A 22,901-nucleotide genomic window follows, 5' to 3' on the forward strand; every position below is an offset into this window, starting at 1 on the left:
GCAACCATGCAATATAGCCCACTTGGAAAAAACGGCATGAAGGTTTCGCGCCTCTGCCTCGGCACCATGAATTTTGGCGACTGTACCACGGAGCAGGAAGCGTTCCGCATGATGGATGAAGCGCTCGATATGGGCATTAACTTTTTCGACACCGCCGACGCCTATGGTTCCGAGCGCGGCGAAACGGAAAATATGATCGGCCGCTGGTTTGCCCAGGGCGACGGGCGGCGCGACGCGGTCATCATCGCCGCCAAAGTATTCGGCCATTGCGGCCCGCACTATGAACGGTACGAGGAAAACAGCTTTAACGACGGTCTCTCGAAATACAAAATCATCAAGCACTGCGAAGGTTCGCTGAAGCGGATGCAGACCGATCATATCGAACTGCTCCAGATTCATCACATCGACCGTGCCTGCTCGCATCAGGAAATGTGGGAAGGCATGGACATTCTCGAGAAGCAGGGAAAGATTGTCTATACCGGCTCCTGCAATTATGCCGGCTGGGATATCGCCGACAGCTGCTGGACGGCGAAGTCGATGCACAAGCAGGGACTCGCCAGCGAGCAGAGCCTCTACAACCTCAGCAACCGCGCCCTTGAACTGGAAGTGATTCCGGCCTGCCGTCGTTTTGGAATGGGCCTGCTCATCTACAGTCCCCTCGCCGGCGGCCTGCTCGGCGGGGTGCTTGCCAAACCGACCGAAGGACGGCGTGCCGCACTACAGGATCAATTGGAAAAGCGGCGTCCACAAATCGAAGCCTATGAAGCGCTATGCTCTGAACTCGGTCATTCTCCCGCCAACGTCGCCCTCGCATGGCTTCTGCACAATCCGGTGGTGACGGCGCCGATCATTGGACCGCGCACCTTGGAACAGCTGAAAGAAAACAGTGCGGTTCCGGAAATCGTATTGTCAGACGAAACTCTCCGCAAACTGGACAAACTCTTCCCGGGGCCCGGCGGCGAAGCTCCGCAAGCCTACGCCTGGTAACACACACAACTGGTGATAAATATGAAACCGATACTCTCTATCTTTCTCGGTCTTGCCGTATGCGGCTCCGTGGCCGCCAAAGCGGCCGACTCACGCCCGAACATTATCTTTATCCTCACGGACGACCAACGCTTCGATGCGATGGGGTTCACCGGCCGCTTCCCGTGGTTGGAAACGCCGAACCTCGACCGCATCCGGCACGAGGGCGTCCACTTTGCCAACGCCTTCACCACGCATTCGCTGTGCGGCCCGTCGCGCGCCGGCTTCCTGACCGGCATGCATTCGCACAGGAACGGGATCACCACCAATCAGGAGGGGCGCGAACTCGATCACGACAAGACCCCGACCTTCGGACAATATCTCCAAAACGCCGGCTACGACACCGGCTACATTGGAAAGTGGCACCTCGGCGAGTTCGACGATCCGCGGCCCGGCTGGAACTATTGGTGCAGCTTTGAAGGCCAGGGTAACTACGATAAAAACCGGCTCAATATTAACGGCACGCAAATCGTGAAAGAAGGCTACGTGACGGATGTGCTCACCGACTATGCCGTGGACTTTATCGAGAAGGAACGGTCCGCGCCGTTTCTACTCTACCTCTCGCACAAAGCCGTACACCAACCCTTCATCCCCGCCGACCGCCACAAAGATCTGTATACCGGACTGCCCGCACCTGAACCGCTGAGCTGGATGGACAATATGGACGACAAGCCGGAGTGGCAACGCCGCATGGTGATGCCCCCGGAGCAAGGCACACGCCTGCGCCGTAAGCATCCGATTCCCGTTCCCGAAAAACGCGGACTCGGCACCTGGCCGGCTAAAATCGGCACCCATCAACAGCGCAACTATCTGCGCTGTATCCCGGCGGTTGATGATGGCGTCGGGCGCATTTTCCAGGTCTTGGAAAAGAAAGGGCTGCTGGACAATACCGTGATCGTGTTTGCCGGCGACAACGGCTATATGCACGGCGAACACGGCATGGGCGACAAACGTCAGGCCTACAATGAATCGATGCGTATCCCGCTCATTATGCGCGGACCCGGAGTGAAGCCCGACAGTACCGTGGAAGAAATTGTACTCAATCTGGATGTTGCACCTACGTTCCTTGAATATGCCGGTGTAAAGATTCCGGACGCCATGCAGGGAAGCTCGCTGCTGCCGCTCGCAGAAGAACTGCCCGTCGCAGATTGGCGCACCTCATTTCTTTTCACCTACTGGCGCGACCTGATCACCGCCATACCGCGCATCACCGCCGTCCGCAGTATCGATAAAATGTATGCTCACTATCCCGACGGCGACAGCATCGACGAACTCTACAATCTTGCCAACGATCCCGGCGAAATGAAAAACCTCGCGCTGCTGCCCGAGTCGGCACCGCTCAAACAGAAAATGGAGCGCGAACTTAAACAAGTGATGGCGGAAGCGGACTACCAGGCCGTCGTCGCCCGCCCCCACCCCGAAGATCTCGAAGGCCGCCCGCTCGGCGTGCTGGTGAATGAAGAGTTCGGCCCCGATGGACTCGCCTGCACTGGTACCGTTGTGCAAACCATCCCGATGAATGAAAAGCTGGATTCGCACTTTGGCTGCATGGTGTTCGAATGCATCGTCGAGCCGGAGAGCGACGGCATTATTCTCTCCCATGGCGAGCAGCGCACCGGATATATGTTCTATGTTCAAAACGGCGTTCCCGGATTCTGCTTCAGCGGCGGCAACCGTTTCCATGCATTGGATGGCGATGTGTCCTGTCTGAACGAACCGACCCACCTGTTGGTGAACATGGACAACCACACCAGCGAAGTTAAATTTTTCGTAAACGGCAAACTCGTCCAGACCGAAACCATCTACTGCAAGCTGCACCGTTGGATCCAACAATATGGAGACATTGCCCTCGGCGGCGATCCCGACTCTCAGGTGGATCCCTACGAACTCTCCAAACTCGGCGGGTTTACCGGCACCATCGACTCCTTCAAAATCCAGCGGAAGCGGATGCCCGATTCCGAGCTATCCGCCTATGCGCGGGAACAGGCAGCAAACTGATGAAAAACAAAACGAAAGCCATAGGGATGGGTGCATGCGCCCTGCTGTTTTCCTGTGCCGCACACGCCGAACCGGCGCCCCCCACCGAGGCCCATTTCACCCACACCGCGGTCAATATTGACGGCATGCTTAACGAGCCCATCTGGAAAACCGCCCCGGTCTATCAACTGGAACTCCCGAAAAACAAATCGCGCGAAGGGCAGCGGGTCCAGGAAAGCGGAACCGTTCAACTGGCATGGAATGAGACCCACATCTATTTTGCCTTCCACCTTCAGGACTCGGATCTGGTGGCCGAAGGGACCGAAAACCAACTACACCATTACAAGCTGGGCGATGTGGCCGAAGTTTTTCTTAAACCGAAAAATCAAACCTGGTACTGGGAGCTGTATGTGACCCCCGCCGGCAACAAAACCAGTTTCTTTATGCCCGGTCGCGGTCGGCGCGGACTGGAAAGTAATTTTAACTATGCCTGCGGCTTACGGGTCGCGTCTCAACAGGATGGCACGCTGAATAACTGGAAGGACCGCGACACCGCATGGACGGCGGAAATGGCCATGCCGATTGCCGACCTGACGGCCAACGGCGATGCCTTTGATCCGGAAGCCGATTGGATGATCTTTTTCAACCGCTATAACTTTTCACGTTATCTTTCCGACAAAGAGCAGACCATGCACCCCCCGCTCCGGAACCAAGATAATCATCTCTACGAAGACTACAGCCCGCGAAAGCTCGTGCTGTTACTCCCGGCTAATCCATGATTGGTATCCGTTTATCTTTTTTGCCTATGCTTTAGTGATTCCTAAGGAATTGTTATTCCTGCAGCAATGAACTGTAGGGGTTTATCTGCCACAGGGGTCGTGCTGCGTAGAATGAGCTGGGTATCCGTGCTCTCGGCGATCTCGGTTTCAGGTGCACCAACCGCCCAGTCGGACAGGTTGGTTGAAACGCGGCCGGAAATCGTAACGTCGCGACGCTGGTCGCGCGGCACCACGATCTGAAGCCAGGTATTGGTTCCATCCGGGTTGAGCTCGCCATTGATCCGGCTCCATGAATTGGAGTCGAGCGGATCGGTGGCGAAGGCATATTCCCAAATGGTTTCGATGCCATCACTATCGGCATCAACCACCCACTGGCTATTGGAACTGGTGGTGCTGCCGAAGGTGCGGTAGCGCCAATTTTCGGGGGCGAGCAGATCCACATCCGAAGCGGCGGCAGAATCGCCGAGCACATTGTACGAGGCAACCCGCAACACAATATCCTCCACCCCCGCATCCAGCGCTACGGTGGTGGAGTTGCTGCCGGACGGTAGCTCTGAAACAATCTCGAAGATTGTTCCGTTGGTAGACTGCTGCACGATGTAGCCGAGTTCATTGTTGGCCATATCGGCCCAATCAAGTTGAACCGCATTCACTCCTTGAAACTGCATCTGCACGCTGGCAGGAGCGGCCGGAACCGTTGATGGAGCCGGGGAAAACTCGGTGGAGGCATCGCTGAATTGACGGAACGGGCGATTCGGAATGGTGCCGATATATCCGGCCAGCCGCTTCTTGAGATCGTAGGCGACAGCCGGGAATTGTCCATACAGGTTGTTTTGTTCATCGGGATCCGTGCCCAGCGCGTAGAGCTGGTCATCATCGTAATAGCCCGGATGGGTATTCTGGGTAAGATAGCCCAAACTGCTGTTGTTCACATAGTAGGGTCGTGGTTCGGTAGGCAGCCCCGTACTAAAATTATTCCAAAGATACCCGCTATCGATCTGGGCATAGATACTTGGTGTATAGCGCACGGCAATATATTTCCAATCCTTGGAACGCACTCCGCGCGCATAGCCAATCTCGCAGAACACTTCGTTGTGCAAGGCGGCATTGCCGCCATTCAGCACCGGCACCAGGCTTGCGCCGTCTATTGCACGGGAGGGAAGATTCGCTGCCCCGGCCAGCTCCAGGAAGGTCGGCACTAAATCAGTATGTTGAACAAGCTCGGTATATGTGCGCCCCGGTGAACTAATCCCGTTTGGCCAATGCATCACCAGCGGCACACGCATGCCCGAGTCGAACAGCGAGGACTTGCCCCATTTCAGCGGCACACCGGGCAGGGTTTTTTCGCCATGGTCCGCGGTGAAGATGACGAGCGTATTACTTGAAATTCCATGCTCGGCCAGTTTGTTCATGATGGCGACAATCGAATAGTCCACCCACGTTTCCCGTGCGGAAATTAGATCCTTTGCTGCCGTGGTCACTTCATTCACAATTGCGGCACGCGTCGGCATAAAGGAATAGTCTTCATTCGGGCGATAGCCCGCACTCGTATAATTCGGGTCGGCCAGCAGCGACTTACTTAGATCGTTGCGAACCGGCCCATGATTGATGGTCGGCGCCATGTAGAGGAAGAAGCGTTGCGAGTGATTTTCATCAATAAAATCGAGGGCATTTTTCGTGATCCACTCCTGATTGTGGATATTAAGTGCATCGTTGCGGAGCTCCGCGAGATTGGCTCGATAGAATCCACCGACAAAGTCAAACCCGTATGGACGCATACGCTGGGAAAGCACGCGATGGTTGTGATGCATCGCCCCGTTCACCACAGGATTCACCGCTGGATCATCCGTCTGCCCGTAGGTTATCAACCCTTTCGCGGGCCAGTTGACCGTGTTGATCAAGTCGTCATCGATCAAATGGGCTTTCCCGACAAAGCCGGTGCGGTAGCCCGCGCGCTGCAGCCAGGCACCGATATTTTCCCCATCGTCCTCCAGTTGCGTGTCAGATACACCGAAACGCCCCAGCGTTCCGAGGGGATATTTTGAAATATAGTTGGCGCTGGTATTGCGCGAAGGCCAGCGCCCCGTCATCAGCGCATAGCGCGATGGACCGCACACCGTGGATGCAGCGAACGCCTCTGTAAAATGGATTCCGTTGGCCGCCAGCGAATCCAGCGTCGGAGAAAGACAGTCGCGCCCTTCGAAGGCAAAGTGCTGTCCGCCGATCATGTCGTCGACATTCACAACAATAATATTCGGCCCCGTCGCAGCGGTTTGCGCGACCACTTCGTAGTAAAGCGAGGTGCTGGTGTTGACCAGCTGGAGATCGCGATCAGCGGGCAATGCAAAGTTGCGGTAGCGTATGCCCATTGTGATTCCGGCAAATAAGCCATAGCTGGCCAGTTCAAAGCGATCACCCACGGTAAAGGTATTGGAATAGCTTGAACCATCTAGAATCCATTGTGAACCGAGTTCGAGAGACAGCCCCGATGCGCCCAGTTCGACCGGGCTGGTACCGCCCGCATCGGGCACCGTCAGGATGGTGGCCGCCGATCCAATCGTCAGTGTATCGCTCGCAGAACCCGACCAACTGAAGTTGGTTGAGGAACCGGCCATCACCACAAGCACTTCATCGGTTAGATCGGTGCCGATCGCCACGGAAATATTGGTTGAGGGAAGGACATCAAACGTAAATCCGTAAAACGAGCCGCCAGCGGACGTTGCTTTTGCGGGATCGGTTGAAATGCTCAGGGTCTGGTTGTTTTCAAGCGAAAATCCGCTGACGCTCACGGTTCCGCTTTTGGTCGCCGTGAGGGGCAGCAGATAAGTGGTGGTGGTATCGTTGTCGCTCAGTTGGAAGTTCGAATCTCCGGTGGCGACTCGTTCTGCATAAGCGAACGATTTAAGTTCAAACGATGCATCGTTCCCAGATGAAAACTTCCAGGATATGACCTCTGATCCCGCCCCAGTGATGAGGGCGTTTGCCACCCCTACTCCCTTTTTGGGGGCGACAGTTGAAATATTATTACCCGCTCCGGAAACGGTCGCCGTTCCGAGTAGAGAACAGCTGGTGTTAAAGAGAGCTGGATTCGTAACCATCCCTACATTCGCCGAGTCCCAGGCATTAACAACGGCCTGCACGGCCGCGACGGTTTTTGTTGTTGATGCATCCAATGCAACCGTTCCACTGCCACCAATCGAGAATGTCAGCGTGAGATCAGGAATATTCCGAAGCGTAGTATCGGTTACAGGAAATGTTACCGTTACATCGCCCAGCGCCACACAAGCTCCTCCAACCAGAACGGCACCTATCCACTTTATTTTTCTGTTCATATTTACACCGATGTTCCTGTAACTTTAATGGCCTCGTTATTTCTGAAGCCATAAACTGTGCGGGGTTATACTACTGTTTTGCCGGCCGCTCCAGACGGAAGAAACCTGCACTATTGGTATACAGAATCTAGTGACGGACCCCTCCTGCTAAACCTTTCGCTATAAAACCGCTTACCAGAATGACTTTTTGGGGCGAGTGCCCTAGGCGTCTGAAAAGCGATTTCCTATCAATCTGAGACAAGAACAGTGTGCGTCTTTGTCGATTCACCAAAGCCAGTCGGTTCTCCCGTTTTTTTCATTTGCCACTGGATGTCATAGCTTCCGGGTTGGTCTGGTGCTGTCAGATCAAAAAAGAACGTATAGGTCATGTGGCGCACAACCTGGTTCACTACCGAGATATCTGCTAAGGTAGTAAATGCATCTGAAGATTGTTGAGAGAGTGCATCTTGTCCGGTCCAAGTCCGGGCGCCTGTGTTTTTCATTTGAACCGACACGCGGTGAGTCGACCCTGGTGCCATAACGTTAGGCAGTGATGCTGAGATGAAGGTTGCATCTTCAGTGGAAGGAGAAGGACCCGATAGTTGCGTAACCGCTACGTCATCCACGTATGCTATTCCTGAAAAGTTATTTGGGAAGATTCGAATGAACATCCTATCTAGGCTACTGTTGGTAAAGGTACCCGTGTATTTCTTCCATGTGCTTGAGTTTGACGCGTTGTGAGCAAACTCTGCAGTCGAATCAAATTCATCCCAAGTATCGACAATAATTCGGCCGGTTGATTCTGGTGTGGTTTTAACCGATGCTGTTAGCTGATACGTTGCCCCTTTCTCTATATAAACTTGGTGAATTGCTGGAGCCTCCGGTTTGTTTGTTTCGAGCTTTAGGCTCCATTGTCCAGTAGCTGCTTCTTCATTCGAACGGGTGAAGGACGCGTTGCTGAGAAACCAGCGTTCCGGATACGAGTCTTCTTTGTAGCCGGCGAATTCAAATGATGAGTTGGGGATGAGGTTGCCGGGGTCTTTGACGGGTGGGGGCGTTGGTATTGCTCTCGGAGGTAGATTAGAAAAAGGTCTTGAGGCCGTTGGGACGTTATCGTCTGTGTCAGATATGTGGTGCTTTCGTTCGTCAAGGATGCGACCGTCGTATAGCACGTTTCTGAAAACAGGTTTGCCGTTTTTCATGGTAACCGTCGTCACGTGATTAAAGCCACCGTTTTCGATGGTTCCGTTTCCACCTGTGCCACTCCCTGAGAGTGTAATGTAATCCCGTCCAAACCGTTCGTGATAGATGTATCGGTGTTCATGTCCTGAAATAACCGTATACGGGCGATTGTTTTCGTGAAGAACACTATCGATTTCCTTCCACATCATTTCCTTATCGAGGCGACCTGCATTGGGCCAGAAAGGGTGATGAGTAATAATAAAGGTCCACTGTACGTCGTTATTCATCTTTAATGTTTTCTCGAGCCAATAGAGTTGGTGCTGATATTCACCGTTATCGAAATGTCGTCCCTTTGGGTCAGAGTTATCTTTCATGATGAACGCCGAGTTCAGAATTACAAAAAGAACATCCTTATAGATGAACGAGTAGTAGCTGGGGCCGTATCGTTCCTGCCAAACCTCTGCCTGCTCCATATTCCAGTAGTCATGATTTCCAGCCGCATAAAAGAAGGGCGCATGGACAATTGAGTTTCGCTGCTCAAACTCGTCCCACATGTCATGGTAGAATTGTTTATAAGCTGGGTCGGTTCTATTCTTATCATTGTCTCTCTTTCCAGCAATGAGGTCTCCAACTGACACAATGAATTCAGGTTCAAGCTGGTTGAGAAGCTCTAAACCTTCTTTCCATAAAGCAGGGTTTCCACCTCCGGTGTGGTCACCAATAAAGCCAAAGTAGAGTGGAGTGTCGTTTGTTTCAGCTGTATTGAGGTGGGTGTATGGAGGAGGGGTGAATTGTTCAATCTTAAAACTGCCTGCATCAACACAAGGTATCATCAGTAGTAGTGTTATGCATATATAGCTTGTTTTTTTCAGGGATCCGGTGGCTGTAAACATCATGATTTTATCCATTTCTTCAAAATAGCTTTTGATGACGGTCTGTCGAACATTTCGGCGGACCAAAAGTTGAAAAATACAAATATGTAAGACGCTGTTTCACTCCTTTACTGCTATTCCCGAAACGAATAAACGGCCTAGTTAGGCCGACCTATTGGCGTGCCGGACGGCGGAGCTGATAGAATCCGGCGCTGTTGGTATACGTCATTTCGTGACGGACCACTCCGTTTGTAATTACAATCGAAGAAGTTTCCTGCCAGTTATTACTGACGAGATTATCGCTTTCAGACAATCGCCAACCAACCGCATCGTACTCGACCGGCCATTCCAGGCCATCGTTTACAAATTCCAATGCAGCATCATCGGCACCGCCTTGCTCTTCAGGTAGGAACACACTGACGCGGTGGATGGCAACGACCTTCCCGCCGGGTATGGAAATACGGAAGTCGGATGGACCGTTCTGCCGGTTGCCGAAAAATCCGTCGGTTACATTCCATCGGATGTTCTTCCATCCACCGGTTCCTGGTGTCGTTGTGATGGTCGGATGCACCGTGTAGGCGGCGGAGAGGCTGTCGTAATGCAAGCGAATTACCGTGCCTGCCGTATCGTCATAGTATTCGAGTTCAATGGTGGCGGCCTGTCCTTCGGATACGCTGTTGCAGAACGTGTCGTCGATGTTGAAATAGACGTAGGGATTGGCATTGGTGCGGCAGTCTTGATTGCCAATAAATGTGCCGCCGGTAAGCCCGTCGCCAGGTTGCGTATGAATCAGACCGGCTTCCACATTGTTTGTGCCAAGAAATACCGTCGCGTCATCGCCGCCATAGGCGACCGGCGATGCAGACCCCGCCGTCGGGGTCGCTCCGTTAAGAGCGCGAAAACCGTTGAGCATATCACGCCCGGTTCCGCTCAGCCGAAGCCACCAGAAGGGATCGCGCCCAGCGTTGTCGATATAATGCCCCCACGCCGTATGCGGATCGGGATGGTTGTCCGACATGGGCATAATGGCCGTGCCTTCATCGTATTCATCAAACATGCCCAGGAAAATTTGGTCGGCGCCGCAACTGACGGCATTGTAGAGGCGATCCCAATAAAAATCGCCGCCGTTTCGAGCCGTGTAGGCAGACGGGTAGGTAAGTTGTTTAAGATTGTGCCAGGAGAAACCGGGCCAGGCGTGCGGCAGGATTTTCATGCCCCAGCTATTGAGCTGGATTTTCTGGCTGTTGAGGTTGCCCAGGTTGGACTCCATCCAGCCGAGCAACTGGTCGTATTTTTGGTAGTGGCCATGCCAGGCGGTTTTGCTTTGCCAGTCGTCATTGACCCCTGCAATGAGGTAAAGCCCCTGCGCAGCAAACCAGTCGACGATCTCGTTGGCCTGCGCCACGGTAAAGTTGCGACCGTCTACCGAAAAGCCCCAGATAAACAGCACCGGTTTCCCATCTTCATGGATATAGCGCGGGTCGTCGAGAATATCGCATTCGTTGAGGAGGAAATTCCAGTCATTGGTTATGACGGCGAATGGATCGGTCGCGGTGTCGAGTGAGCTGACATCGTACTCAATGGCCCAGACTCGTCCTTCGCTGGCAGCTGCCTTGCGGACATTGTCGAGAACGAATTCGGGACCCCCGTTATACCCCCCGCTGTTTTGACTGACAAAGCGCTGGAGGTAGGCACCGTCGATGTTGTGTTTGCGCATCCATCGGAAGTGACGCTGCACCACATCGGGATTTCGTGAAGAAAAGAGGTAGGCCGGACGACCGTCCTGATGAATCATCTGACCGGCCGGAAAAAGATCGGAGGGCTGGTAGTCGTTTAAATGGGGCCACATATCGATGGTGATCTCGGTTGGAGATGGATCGACATTCGAGGAGCGTCCCCAGTGGCGCCAGCCTAGATCGTCTGGATCGTTGGGCGTGGCGAACCAGCCTTGGTAGCCTGTCATTACCTTGCCAGCCAGCGTCTGGTTGTCGGTGAAATCCTTGACCGGCCCGGTGTTGGGCAACAGCCAGGGCTTGCTGAGCGCGTACTGAAAATCGCCAGCGCCATATGGCGTCGTGCTGATCTGCACGCCCGCGATGCGCAACGGGGTGCCGTCTGTTCCCAGTAGTTTAAACCTAAAATCGTTTCCTCCAGTCTGGCCACCCGCAAATTCCGGAGACTCAAACATCTGATAGGAATAGATAAATCCGCCCTGCCCGACTCGGCTGGAGCGGGCATGGATTTCCGCATTCTTATAAGTATCACTTTGGTTTGAATCGTACTCGGCAAACAGTCGTCCGCTGCCATCATCATGGTATTCAATGCGCATGTATACCGGTTGGCCAGGAATAAACCCGAAGGAACCTGGCACATTGAAAAAAAGCTGCGTGGCCGTATTGTCCGGCACCCAGACCGTGCGGCCATCAAAACTTTCGGTCGTATAGGATCCGGCGGAGACTCCGGCATCCGGAACCAGGTCGGCGAAGGCAGGAGGGGGGGTGCCGTCGACCACGTCGAACGAAATCCCGGCCAGTGCATAGCCATCGTTGATGTCTCCAAGATTGGCATTTCCAAGCGAAAGTTGCTGCCCGCTGAACAGCGACACATCGTTGCCACTGACATTCCAGGTTCCGGCCAGTGCACCCAAACTATTGCTGTACGAGCCACTAGGCGCGTTAAGCAGCAGTTCGACCGTCGTATTGGCTCGATTGTTCCACGAAACGGCATTCAAACTGACCTTGCCGTTGAGCGACCCGACGGTTGCAACAATGGATTCGGTACCCGGCCGGTCGATCCGCCATGCATTCTGCCCGCCGACGCCCAGTCCGCCGCCGCCATTGCTCGTGAGCTTCAGGCCGGAGCCGCCCGCATCATTGAGCACGAGCGAAAAAACTGAACTGAACGCCCCCGTATGGCTGATGGCTCCAACCAATCCATCCCAGGCGTTCACGGCGTCAATCACGATCTGTTCGCCGCTGGTGGTCGAAGCATCCAGCGTGACCGATCCGGAACCATTGATATTGAACGACAGCGTCAGCGTTCCCAGCTCATTGGTCGTAGCCTGCGGCAGCGTGCTGTTTGTAAACACCACCGACACCTCCGCTGACACCAGCGATGACGCACAGAGCATCAGCCCGATCCACGTTGTTTTTAAATTAAGCACATGCACCTTTTTTTCGTTATTAACCCGGTATTGACCGGATTGATTTTTCACCGTTCGGCTTACTGCTGCTCAACCTTCAGCTTGATGAACAGTTGATCGGCAGCGGTTCCGATCGTGTTTGTGTAGGACTCCATATTGCCGCTTTCAGAGGTGACAGATACTGTCGCATTGGTATCCCAGCTTCCCGCCACCAGATCGGCATTGGTGAGCACGTATACCGTCAACGAATTATCTCCACGCAACAGGTAAATGTATTTACCGCTGATGTCAAACGACGGATTCGTCAAGTCATCCAGCGATCCGTTGGTCGGGTTGCCGCCGAAAACGTATTCGCCGAAGTCATTCAGGGTGTCTTCGTCGTCATCATCCGTTGGTGTTCCCGACAGACCGTACAGGCCCGCCCAGACAGCAAAGCCGGAAGGCGGCTCAATGTTCTCTCCACACACGCTGAACCGGAATCCAACAAACCGCTTCTGGCCCAAGGTGCTTGTAGCCCAAATGGCGATCTGGTCGCCGGTATCGACCGACTGCCCGACGGGTTGGATCACGGCATCTCCGCCGGCCAAGGCATTTCGTTCTCCACTGTCTCCCGTTAGCTGCACCGCATTTGTGGCGCCGCCTTCCAAGAGGGAGATTCGCTGCCCGCCCGGAATGTCCGTCGAGCCGTTCTGAATCTTAAAGCCGTTTACATAGAGCTGTTTTCCAGACGGAAGCGTCAGATTGCTAAGATCGAACGTCATCAGCATCGCCTCGCCGGGCTGGATTTGAATGGTGGCATCCGTGGTTGTTAAAGTCCCATAGTTATCCACCGCACTGTTGTAGGCCCATTTATTGCCGCTAATATCACTCAACGTGTTGGTGAAGCTTATTTCATCAAAATTTTCTACCGACGAAATCGTTACCGTAAAGGAGCCTACCGCGCCCTCGCCGGCAAGCGAACCGGCCAGCCCGTCGGCTACACTGCTGAAGGTATTGCCGCCGGACGTCTGCTGAACCTGGCTGCCATCTGCCTGGAACACCCAAACATGGGTCGCATTGGCCAAACCGCCGGGCGTTTTGAGCAAATCCAGCGTAAGTTGCGCCGGCATCGCATCCACGCTGATTTCCAGCGCAGCGGCAGCGACACCACCCGTGGCACTGACCTGCACGGTGAACGTGTTCAACCCCACATCGCCGGAACCCGGCGAGCCTGACAGCGTTCCGTTGGAAGCCACGTTGAGCCACTCCGGACCTAATAGTTTCAAGAACGTCAACGGATCGCCTTCCGGGTCGCTTGCGTTATCGGCAATCGTTCCGCTGTAGGCCAAGCATTCCATTCCGTTGCTTTCCTCCACCGGATCAGAGTCAAAGGTCGGAGGCAGGGAGTCGTCGGTAAGCTGAAGCTCTGCCAACTGCACGGAATCGGCCGATGCAGGATCCTGCACCGCCGTAATCTCCAGCCGGTACAGTTCAAAATCTCCACTGCTCGCCGCCGTAAAGTTCCGGGTCTGGTTACGTGCGCTGAACAGTTCATTGCTGCGCGTATCCAGAATGGTCCACGTCGCGCCGCCATCATTGGAGCCCATGAGTGTCCAGTTTTTCGGATCGTTGGCCTGCGCCCCGGTGCCGGACGTGATGGAATATTCAATGACCTTCAGCGCCGCCGGCAAGGCAGATTGAATCCAGCTTCCATAGGGGGAATGATGTTTCCAAAGCGTATTCACATTTCCGTCGAAGGCATTTGCCGCCGCATTCGCAGCGGTCTCACCGGCCGCATACTGTATGGGCGTGGCATACACCTCCATCTTATCCAGATTCGGCCCGTTCATCAGTCCGCTCGGCTGAATGCGGACGATATTCGTGCCGCGTTCGAGCTCCACCAGAACCAGTTCCGTATCCCAGACTTCCCACGACCCAAGAGAGGTAAACGTTGCCGTCGCCTGCTGAATGCCATTCACCGAGATGGCACAGACGCGGTCCCCGGTATCTCCTCCGCCGTAGCGGATCATCATCGGAACCGATCCGCCCATTCCGCCATCGACCGCCATTTCGACCCAAGTACTGGTACCGTTGATATCGACATACCCGAATCCGGTAAAAGCATGTCGATCCCACCGCACGCTCGTGCCGCTCTGTCCGCTGAAGTCTTCAAATTGACAGGTGGCGGGGGCCGGCGATTCCTCCGTTGAAAGGTTAACCGCAACGGTATTGCCATACGCAGAAGAGCCAATCGGATTGACAGCTTTGAGGCGATAAATATAGCTCCCGCTTTGGGCAGCCGTTGTGTCCGTAAACCATTCCCGATCCGCCGGCAGGTTCGCGATGGCCGCATATGAAGCTCCGCCGTTGGCTGATCGTTCCAGCACATACGACGTTTCATCCAGCGCTAGATCGTCCCACTCCAGTGCCACAAACGGAGAAGCGGTATTTACATAATGCGTTACCCGCAACCGGGCGGGCGCGTCCGGTCCGACGCCATATGTTTGCCGTTCCGCCAGCTGGGCATCATAAAGCGATGGAATCGACATCCCCCCGCCGGTGCCCTCAACAAATCCATATGGATAACTGCCCCGAGTGATCGTGGCATTGCAACCAATCGCGTAGTTCTGACCGACCGGCGGCTCCTGGCAGGCAATAGATTTCCCGGCGGCCGCTAGATTCCATGCAACCAGCCCGGTTCCGGTCCAGCCGTGCGAAGTGCCTTCGTTCCCGCGGTTGTACATGCCGAGCACCATGTCCGTCGACGCGTCGCTCCATACGATATCATCCCAAAGGAATCCCGAACCCCAGCGCCGGTGGTTTTCCGATGACGCATAGGCATTCCGCGACTCGCATCCGCTGAATACAGCACCGCTCGTGGTCGCCGTCCCGTTACCGACAAAGCAGTGCCGACCTTTGGTGGCCAGACAGTCTTTGAACAAAACATTATGACAGTTTCCCCCAACATAAAAATTGTACCGCCGCCCCCCCGTTATTATGGAGACCGGGTCAATGGCCTGGCAATTCTGGACGGTGCTACGCGCGGACCGGGAGAACCGGAATCCCGATTCAACAAAACCTTTGGAGATGGTATGCTTGGCCCAGCAGTTGCGCGCGTCGATAAAATGAACACAGTCCCTGCGGTGATTCTCGTCGGTGCCACCGGCATTTTGGCTGATGACCCGCATGTTTTCCACACCACATTCCGAGATGATCCCCGCTCCGCTGTGACGGTAGACCACCGACTGGGAAAGGGAACGATCCAGCGGATGGTAGATTGGGGTGTCCAGCTTGACCTTATTTCCTGAAATCGCGGTCACTGTTCCATGAAAATACATCTTCAGGTCGGTCTGGCCCGGCACCCAGGGAACCTCATCGCCATACACATTGCCGTAATTAATGGCCTCGAGCCAAGCTTCTGTCGGATCATGCTGAATGACCAGATAATCGCCGACCGAATAACCGGATCCGTTTTCGACCTCAATGGTCCGGCTGCCGGTGGGAAGGAATTCATTGAGAACATTCTGCCTTGTGCCGGGTTCTTGAATAGCCCCGGTCGTTTCCGACTGAATCAAAATAATTCCCAGCTCCGCCATCTGAGCGGTTCCAGTCCCGACCACCATCGTATCATCTGCCATGCTTCCGTTGCCTTCGCCGCGCAGCACAATACCGTCCGCATTGATGGTTACAATCCCGGAAACGTTATAAGTGCCCTGGCGCAACAGAATCGCACCGCGATGTCCGTTCGCATCGGGAGTCATGGCCGCAACCCAATCAATCGCGGCCTGGATGTGGGCGGTATTGTCGCCCGCCAACGGGCTGATTTCGAGAACCACCGGCAGGCTGGGAATCGGATCATCTCCACCATGATAGCCCGCATGGCTGAAATCCGCGAGGCAGTTGCCCGCAGCATCCGAATGATAAACCAGTCGCCCGTTGCTGTTTGTATGCAGGATCGATGACTCCTCAAGAAGAACCGACAAATCCGCATCAAACACGATGCCGGCCAGTCCCACTCCGCTTGCGGAATTTGTCGGCTGCGTAAACGAGATCGTTTCGCCGCTACTCAGGATTATACCGGTAAGATTCGTGCTTCCCGACACGCCCATGCTGTTCCAGCTGTTGGTCGAATTGCTGTCGACCACCATCATTTCGCTGTTGACCGCTCCGTTGCCCCAATCCCAAGATACGAAATCAACTTGCACGTCCCCGCTCGCAACCGTCCAGTCAATCGTTTCACGAGCCGGCGTGGCCAGCGAAGCACCGTCGATACGCCCCGAGTTCTCGCCTTGGCCGGCAAGCACGCCCGTGTCGTCTCCCTGCAGTACAATATTTCCGTTTAAACCATCCCTGAATGCCTTGGCTTGAAGTGTAAAGGAGGTATTGAACAGGGCGCTGTCCGTCACCGTGCCAACGCTGCCGTTCCAACTGGCCACCGCGGCAATGACATTGGCATCAAGCGATGAAGGGGACGCACTCAGCGTAACACCGCCGGTTCCATCGACGGAAAAATAAAATATCAACGAGCCGCCTGTGCCGTTAAAAAGCCTGTTGGCCCCCGAGTAGGCCGGATCCACATTAAAATCCAACGTAACCGCCGCCGTTGCGGTTGTTGCGGCTGCCACCAGCGCCAGTATTCCACAATATGCAGTCTTCAGATTCATCATACCTATTCCTTTCCGGTTGGACATTCGGTATTTCAAAACGTTGGAAATCTCTTTTTCCCAGACAAACCAAACCCCGCTTTAAAGCAGGGTTTCGCATACAGCCATAGCTCATCTGCGCATTTGGGTTACATCATGAATCGACGGCGGATAAAAAGGATACCTCCGCCGAATGCCGAAATAAGACCCAACGTGGCCGGCTCCGGAATCACTTCAAATGTCATCCCAGTGACCGAAGCACCGGCAGAGGCAGCTCTCGCGGATAGATTATTTCGCAAATCGTCCGTCGTCATAATAAAGCTATCCCCGTTTGCCAGAGAAAATCCCTCTCCAACAAGGTCAATCGAACCACTGGTCGACGTATTGGGCAACAAATACTCTGTGCGGGTATCGCTGTCGAGGAATGTCAAGTTAGAGTCGCCATTTGCAACGCGGTTGCCATAGTCCACTCCCTTGAAGTTTAATCCGCCGGTACCGGAATACGTCCATACAATTTCTTCCGTCCCGGCTCCATTGAGGATCGGATTCATGACTCCAAGCCCCGGGCCTGGTGTGTTAGCATCGGTACTAAGGTTAATAACCTGACTTCCATTAAGCTTCGCAACACCGGTAAGTGTGAAACTGGTATTGAACAATGAAACCGCTGAAACCGTTCCGGCAGCGCCATCCCATGCATTTACAACAGCCTGAGGTAACGCACCCCCATTTGAGCTTTGGGCATCCAGCGTCACGTCACCAGAGCCATCCACCGTGAATTCCAACGTCAATACATTCAGGTTTCGTAACACGGTATCGGTAACCGGAAAACTAACACTCACATCGGCCACGCTGGCTAAAACTCCAGTCAGCAGACCAATCATAATTATGCATCTTATCTTATTCATTATAATCCCTTTCATTTTTTTTAAATTCTCAGGCGGCGCGTTGCCTCCCGAGAATATAAGTTGCTTAGTTTTTTACTGTTGCTCGACAATTAGTTTGATGAACTTTTCCGTATTCGCATCAACCGGAATTTGGTTCGTGACGGTCTTGAAGCCTGTAGCTGCATTTGCTTCGCCTTCGACCGTATAACCACCATCCGTCCAGTTTGGGAACAGCAGACCAGCCGTGGATACGTTCAGGTAGTAAGTCAATCCTGACGGAACCGGCTCGAGACGGGTATAAACGTATTCAATTACATTCGACGATCCACCTGCATCTACAACAGTCGATACGGGCATGTTTGCTGGAGCCACCGTTCCATTGACCGGGTTGCCCCCTACACCAAACTCGTAAAGGTTGCTTAGACCGTCGTTGTCGTCATCGCCATCCGGTCCGTTTATCAGACCGAAACCAGTCGCCCAATCAGAATAGACCAGCGCTATCGGCTCCAGAATATCGAAGGAGAAAGAGGCCAGCGTGTACCCGTCATTCTCATCGCCTGCGTCGGGATTGCTGAACGAAATAGCCTGCCCATCCAACAGGGAAACGCCGGTCAGATTCATGGTGCCGGCGCTGGTCGCCAAATTGTTGGTCTGCGTAACCGACGGGGTGCTCAGCAGCATGTCGACTGTGCTATTGGCCCGATTGACCCAACCCACATTCTGGAAATCGACCGTTCCGCCTGCCGCCATCGAAAGACCAATTGCAATACTTTCCATATTGGTGGACGAGGCTCTATCGATACGCCATGCATTTTTACCGAACACACCGAGTCCACCATCCGAAAGAGAAACCCCTAAATTTGATGTAGTGTTTGTATTGCCGAGCGCCGAGAAGGTCATTGAAAATGCGGTGCTGTAGGCTCCGGTGTAGGAGACGGATCCAGCCGGGCCATCCCATGCATCTACCGCCGCAATGGTCGTGGCTTCCGCGGCCGTGGTTGATGCATCAATCGTTACATTGCCCGAACCATCGACGGTAAAGTCGAACGTCAACACATCTACCTTATTCAGGTCTCCCGAAGCAACAGGAATGCTATTTGGGAAGGTCACAGTAATGCCGGGAGGAGGCGGAGAAGGAACGGCCTCGAAAACAAAGCCGAAGAGCGATGCACCTGCGGAGGATGCTCTCGGAGTGATTCCGTCGTCTTTGAAATCATCCGTCGTCACCACAAAGGTATCCCCGACGGAAAGTGAAAATCCTTCACCGATCAGATCAATCGATCCACCCGAGGAACTATTCGGCAGAACATATTCTTCGCGGGAGTCTTCGTCCAGGAAGGTCAGATTCGAGTCCCCATTTGCCACACGGTTGGTATATTCAACGGACTTAAAGTTAACTACAACGTCATCCGCCGACGTCAATGTCCACTCGATTTTTTCCGCACCGGCATCTTTAATAAGTGGAGTTTTCACACCCAAACCCGGCCCCGGATTGTCTGCCCAGGTACTGAGGCTAATAGTCGCTACGTCATTGGTCTTCGCAATGCCAGTAAGCGTGAAACTGGTGTTATACATAGCTGAATCCGATACGGATCCCACGATTCCGTCCCATGCGTCCACAACCGCCTTGGGAGCTGCACCGCCATTGGAAGTCGAAGCGTCCAGCGTAACAACGCCTGCACCATCTACTGTGTAGTCGAGAGTCACCGTGATTAAATTCCGCAATACAGGATCGGTAACCGGGAAGCTGACGACCACATCCGGCGATAGTTCGATGGGTGTTGCGGACACTTCGTCGCTGTACGTGGTTTCAAACCCGTTGGTATCCGTCGCCGTAACCGCATAGAAGTAAGGGGTTCCGTTCGTCACATCGGTGTCGATATACGCACTGGCTGAAAGATTGGTCTGCGCAACATAGTTGTTTGTCCCACTAATGGTCGACCGGTATACCGTGTAAAAGTCCAGAAATCCCGTTCCATCATCTGCCCAGTCAAGTACCGCAGAGGAAGCGGAGCCCACCGCAGAAACCCCTGTAGGCGTATTAATACCTGCGGCAACCGCCCATTTATCGGTCAGCTCGGTATATTTGTTGGAAAATGCTGAGGCATCCAAAAATTCGTCATAGACCAGGAATTCGCCAATTGCGCCATTAATGAATTGTCCGCCGTTATCTGTCCGGCCAAGCCACATAGTCTGCGTGGAGGAAAAGTTGCCATTTGCAACCGCGTTGGTGTTGAGTGAACTCATATTGTTGGAATCCCACAATTCGAAGGCTCCGGTTGCCTTATTGTAGTTGAAGGCTATGATCAGGGTATTCCCCGCCGCGACCGGCGTCCCGCCGCTCTTGGAAAAGGTTTGGCCCGCCATAACGGCCCTGACTTGGCCTCCCTCATATTTCAGAATAAAATTATTTAGAATGGTTGCGTTGCCATGATTACCAAAGACCGGATCTCGAACGACGGGAGCATTGACGCTGTCGACTTTCACTGCTGCAAAAACCGCAAAACCGCTTTTTGCGGATGCTGCACCGGTGAAATCGAGAAAACTATCCTGCTCGGCCGAACTAAAAAGCCGATACCCCGCATTGCCTGTTGTAAAATCAACACCGGACAGGCCGGATACCGATAGACTTGCGCTTGGAAAAAGAGGGTCTCCGACTCTGGTCAGATCTCCCGCATTGTTTGCATTGCCGGACTGATCCACCCAATCCGTCGCAACGCCGCTGGCATTCGTGACCACACTGCCCGGAACGGTTGCATCCAGATCACAAATCAGTGCCGCCTGCGCCCCTGCTGCCAAGCCGACCAAGATTCCTACTAATGTTAAGCATCTCTTTCTCATTTCATACCTCCTGCTATTCAGTCTCTATAAATAGGCTCACCATGAACCATCCCGACTTGATTGGCATAACGTATCACCATTTAAAGGGAAGAGATTGCACCTGACCGACAAATGCTTGACTGTGAAGGACAATATTTACAAAAATATGGATTTTTTGATGTTATTCTCAAAAATAAACGTTTTATCATCAGGTGGATTTTTATACGGATTTAATTTCGATTAGAGACCTGTCCGGTGCCTGCGCCCCAACTATTCCTGGGTATCAGGCGATGTCTGTTTTGCACGGTATTCAGAGGGTGACATGCCATAGAATTGCTTGAAATACCGACTGAAATGAGCGGCATCCGAAAACCCCACGTCATATGCGATATCGGTAACTCTCAGTTCCGAGGATGCAAGCAGCGCTGCTGCTTTTTTCAGACGGACATTCCAAATCATTTTTGCCGGGGTTAATCCGGTCAAGGCTTTCAGTTTCCGACTCAGCGTTCGCAACCCCACATTCAGCTTCATCGCGAATAGCTCGACCGAAAAATCAGTATCAGCGCAATGCGTTTCAAGCACCTCAAATATTTTCCTTAGGAATTCCTGATCTGGAGACAATTCCATCTGTGGTTGGTTGGGCACCATAACATCCTGGATGAAGCGCTCGCGCAACTTTCGTCGCGACTCAAGTAGATTGTGAATCCTTGCTACTAGCAGCGCCATATTGAACGGCTTGGTGACATAGTCGTCGGCTCCCGTCTGCAATCCCTCGACCTGGCTTTGCACCGAGGTCTTGGCGGTCAGCATGATGACCGGGATATGGGAGGTTTCCGGGTTTGATTTAACTTCGCGGCAAAATGAAATTCCATCCATGACCGGCATCATAAGATCGGTCACGATGAGATCGGGAATATATTCCCGTGCTTTATCAAGCCCATCCTGACCGTCGGCCGCTTGAAGCACGTCATAGTCGCTCTTCAGCCCAAAAGCAATATACCAGCGAAAGTCGACATCATCCTCGACCACGAGAACCCGTGGCAAGTCGTTCGCTTGTTCCTTATCCGGGGAGCTATTCGCTTGATCCTTTGAATCGTCTGTTCCGTCAGCCATGACTTGATCCTTTATTGGAAATGTTTTCCAAGTCAACCGGTAAATGCACCAGGAAACGGGTGCCGGGTCGCTTAACATCCTGATGGATCGGGCTCTCGGCACGAATTTCCCCTCCCCACAAATCCACCAGTTCCTTCGTCAGATTGAGCCCTATCCCGGAACCGTCGACAATCGTTTTTTCAGGAACCCGATAAAAGCGGTCGAATATGTGGTGCAGATGCTTCGGCGCGATACCGCGGCCGGTATCCTCCACGATCAACGACAACGTCCTGCCCCCGCCTTGGCCGGGCACGGCATCCAGCAGCACCCTGACCTCACCATCGGAAGGACTGTACTTGATTGCATTAACGATCAGGTTCTGCACAATTTTTTTGAGCTTGTCCGCATCGAACCAACCCATGCACGGTTCAACCATCTCAAGATGGCAGGACACCTTGTGTCGTTTCGCCAGCGGCTGCAACAAGTCGACACATTCCCTCACCGGCCTCGAAATATTCCCCTCTTCGGCTTCGATCCGCATCTGGCCCTGTTCGAGTTTTCTAAAATCCAACAGCTGCGAAACCAGGTTAGCGACCCGATCAACATTGCGCATCGCCAAGGACAACAGTTGCTCGCCATCTTCGTCTGGCCCGGCTTCCAACATGCTCTCAAGCGGCCCCTTAATCAATGCGAGCGGCGTGTTGAGTTCGTGGGAAATGTTTGTAAAAAAACCGGTCTTGATCCGATCCATCTCCACTAAATGCTTTTCGCGCTCAACCTGCTGCTCAATAAGATGTCGTTCCCGGATGCGGATGATGATCCAGATCAGCATCGCGACCAGAATTAAAAAAGAAATCACCATAGTTACAAACCATGCCTGAAGCCAAACCGAAGGAACCACGCTGAATCCTGCAACCGCCGGGGTTGGATCGACATTATAGTCCCTGTCCCTTGCGCGGACCTCGAGTACATGCCGCCCATGCGGAAGATCCGGGAACATTCTATCTGTTTCGAGGGAATACCGAGACCAATCCCCGTGGTCCAGACGCCATGAATATTCAAGAAGCTCTTCCGGGGTATTGTCCCACGAATCCCGGCCCGCCCAGGCCATCTGGCTGTTTCCCGGCTGGGCCACCCGCTCTAGCAGTCTGTCGGAGTTAGAACCCCGCACTGGCGACATCCCGGCATGAACTT

11 protein-coding genes are annotated in these 22,901 nt (G+C 53.6%); 3 read left to right on the plus strand and 8 right to left on the minus strand.

What is annotated here, in order from left to right; all coding sequences use genetic code 11:
- The first annotated feature begins 6 nt into the window (after positions 1 to 6).
- From SCARR_RS27770 to SCARR_RS27780, 3 genes are read left to right on the plus strand one after another with little or no spacing between them, the layout of a single operon-like run.
- Positions 7 to 987, plus strand: coding sequence for an aldo/keto reductase (locus SCARR_RS27770; RefSeq protein WP_136066006.1), 981 nt, complete (start codon positions 7 to 9; stop codon positions 985 to 987).
- A 21-nt stretch (positions 988 to 1,008) separates the two neighbouring features.
- Positions 1,009 to 3,024, plus strand: a complete 2,016-nt coding sequence (locus tag SCARR_RS27775; protein ID WP_136066008.1) for a sulfatase family protein — start codon at positions 1,009 to 1,011, stop codon at positions 3,022 to 3,024.
- On the plus strand, positions 3,024 to 3,782 hold the full coding sequence (locus SCARR_RS27780; RefSeq protein ID WP_136066010.1) for a carbohydrate-binding family 9-like protein: 759 nt from the start codon (positions 3,024 to 3,026) through the stop codon (positions 3,780 to 3,782). Before SCARR_RS27775 ends, SCARR_RS27780 begins: the two co-directional genes overlap by 1 nt.
- A 41-nt stretch (positions 3,783 to 3,823) precedes the next feature.
- On the opposite strand, the gene SCARR_RS27785 is transcribed toward SCARR_RS27780, so the two are convergent.
- The 8 genes from SCARR_RS27785 to SCARR_RS27820 form a co-directional block, all read right to left on the minus strand.
- A complete protein-coding gene (locus SCARR_RS27785; RefSeq protein ID WP_136066012.1) occupies positions 3,824 to 7,114 on the minus strand; it encodes a sulfatase-like hydrolase/transferase in 3,291 nt (1,096 codons plus the stop codon).
- 227 nt (positions 7,115 to 7,341) lie between these two features.
- On the minus strand, positions 7,342 to 9,183 hold the full coding sequence (locus SCARR_RS27790; protein WP_136066013.1) for a metallophosphoesterase: 1,842 nt from the start codon (positions 9,181 to 9,183) through the stop codon (positions 7,342 to 7,344).
- A gap of 136 nt (positions 9,184 to 9,319) precedes the next feature.
- On the minus strand, positions 9,320 to 12,361 hold the full coding sequence (locus SCARR_RS27795; RefSeq protein ID WP_168433679.1) for a glycoside hydrolase family 71/99-like protein: 3,042 nt from the start codon (positions 12,359 to 12,361) through the stop codon (positions 9,320 to 9,322).
- 8 nt (positions 12,362 to 12,369) lie between these two features.
- On the minus strand, positions 12,370 to 16,935 hold the full coding sequence (locus SCARR_RS27800; protein ID WP_168433680.1) for a discoidin domain-containing protein: 4,566 nt from the start codon (positions 16,933 to 16,935) through the stop codon (positions 12,370 to 12,372).
- A 125-nt stretch (positions 16,936 to 17,060) separates the two neighbouring features.
- Entirely contained in the window at positions 17,061 to 17,816 is a 756-nt protein-coding gene (locus tag SCARR_RS27805) for a PEP-CTERM sorting domain-containing protein (RefSeq protein ID WP_168433681.1), read from the minus strand.
- Positions 17,817 to 17,888: 72 nt separating this feature from the next.
- Positions 17,889 to 20,636, minus strand: coding sequence for a fibronectin type III domain-containing protein (locus SCARR_RS27810; protein WP_136066021.1), 2,748 nt, complete (start codon positions 20,634 to 20,636; stop codon positions 17,889 to 17,891).
- Between the two features lie 249 nt (positions 20,637 to 20,885).
- A complete protein-coding gene (locus SCARR_RS27815; RefSeq protein ID WP_168433682.1) occupies positions 20,886 to 21,728 on the minus strand; it encodes a response regulator transcription factor in 843 nt (280 codons plus the stop codon).
- Positions 21,721 to 22,878 carry a sensor histidine kinase gene (locus tag SCARR_RS27820; RefSeq protein WP_168433683.1) on the minus strand — a complete coding sequence of 386 codons (1,158 nt, stop codon included), beginning with the start codon at positions 22,876 to 22,878 and terminating at the stop codon, positions 21,721 to 21,723. The genes SCARR_RS27815 and SCARR_RS27820 overlap by 8 nt, the downstream gene beginning before the upstream one ends.
- Positions 22,879 to 22,901 lie beyond the last annotated feature (23 nt).

Source organism: Pontiella sulfatireligans (assembly GCF_900890705.1).
Lineage (GTDB): Bacteria > Verrucomicrobiota > Kiritimatiellia > Kiritimatiellales > Pontiellaceae > Pontiella > Pontiella sulfatireligans.

What these genes read in the sequence shown, in the direction of transcription:
- SCARR_RS27770 (WP_136066006.1), top strand. Translation starts at nt 7, where the DNA reads ATGCAATATAGCCCACTTGGAAAAAACGGCATGAAGGTTTCGCGCCTC.
- SCARR_RS27775 (WP_136066008.1), top strand. Translation starts at nt 1,009, where the DNA reads ATGAAACCGATACTCTCTATCTTTCTCGGTCTTGCCGTATGCGGCTCC.
- SCARR_RS27780 (WP_136066010.1), top strand. Translation starts at nt 3,024, where the DNA reads ATGAAAAACAAAACGAAAGCCATAGGGATGGGTGCATGCGCCCTGCTG.
- SCARR_RS27785 (WP_136066012.1), bottom strand. Translation starts at nt 7,114, where the DNA reads ATGAACAGAAAAATAAAGTGGATAGGTGCCGTTCTGGTTGGAGGAGCT.
- SCARR_RS27790 (WP_136066013.1), bottom strand. Translation starts at nt 9,183, where the DNA reads ATGGATAAAATCATGATGTTTACAGCCACCGGATCCCTGAAAAAAACA.
- SCARR_RS27800 (WP_168433680.1), bottom strand. Translation starts at nt 16,935, where the DNA reads ATGATGAATCTGAAGACTGCATATTGTGGAATACTGGCGCTGGTGGCA.
- SCARR_RS27805 (WP_168433681.1), bottom strand. Translation starts at nt 17,816, where the DNA reads ATGAATAAGATAAGATGCATAATTATGATTGGTCTGCTGACTGGAGTT.
- SCARR_RS27810 (WP_136066021.1), bottom strand. Translation starts at nt 20,636, where the DNA reads ATGAGAAAGAGATGCTTAACATTAGTAGGAATCTTGGTCGGCTTGGCA.
- SCARR_RS27815 (WP_168433682.1), bottom strand. Translation starts at nt 21,728, where the DNA reads ATGGCTGACGGAACAGACGATTCAAAGGATCAAGCGAATAGCTCCCCG.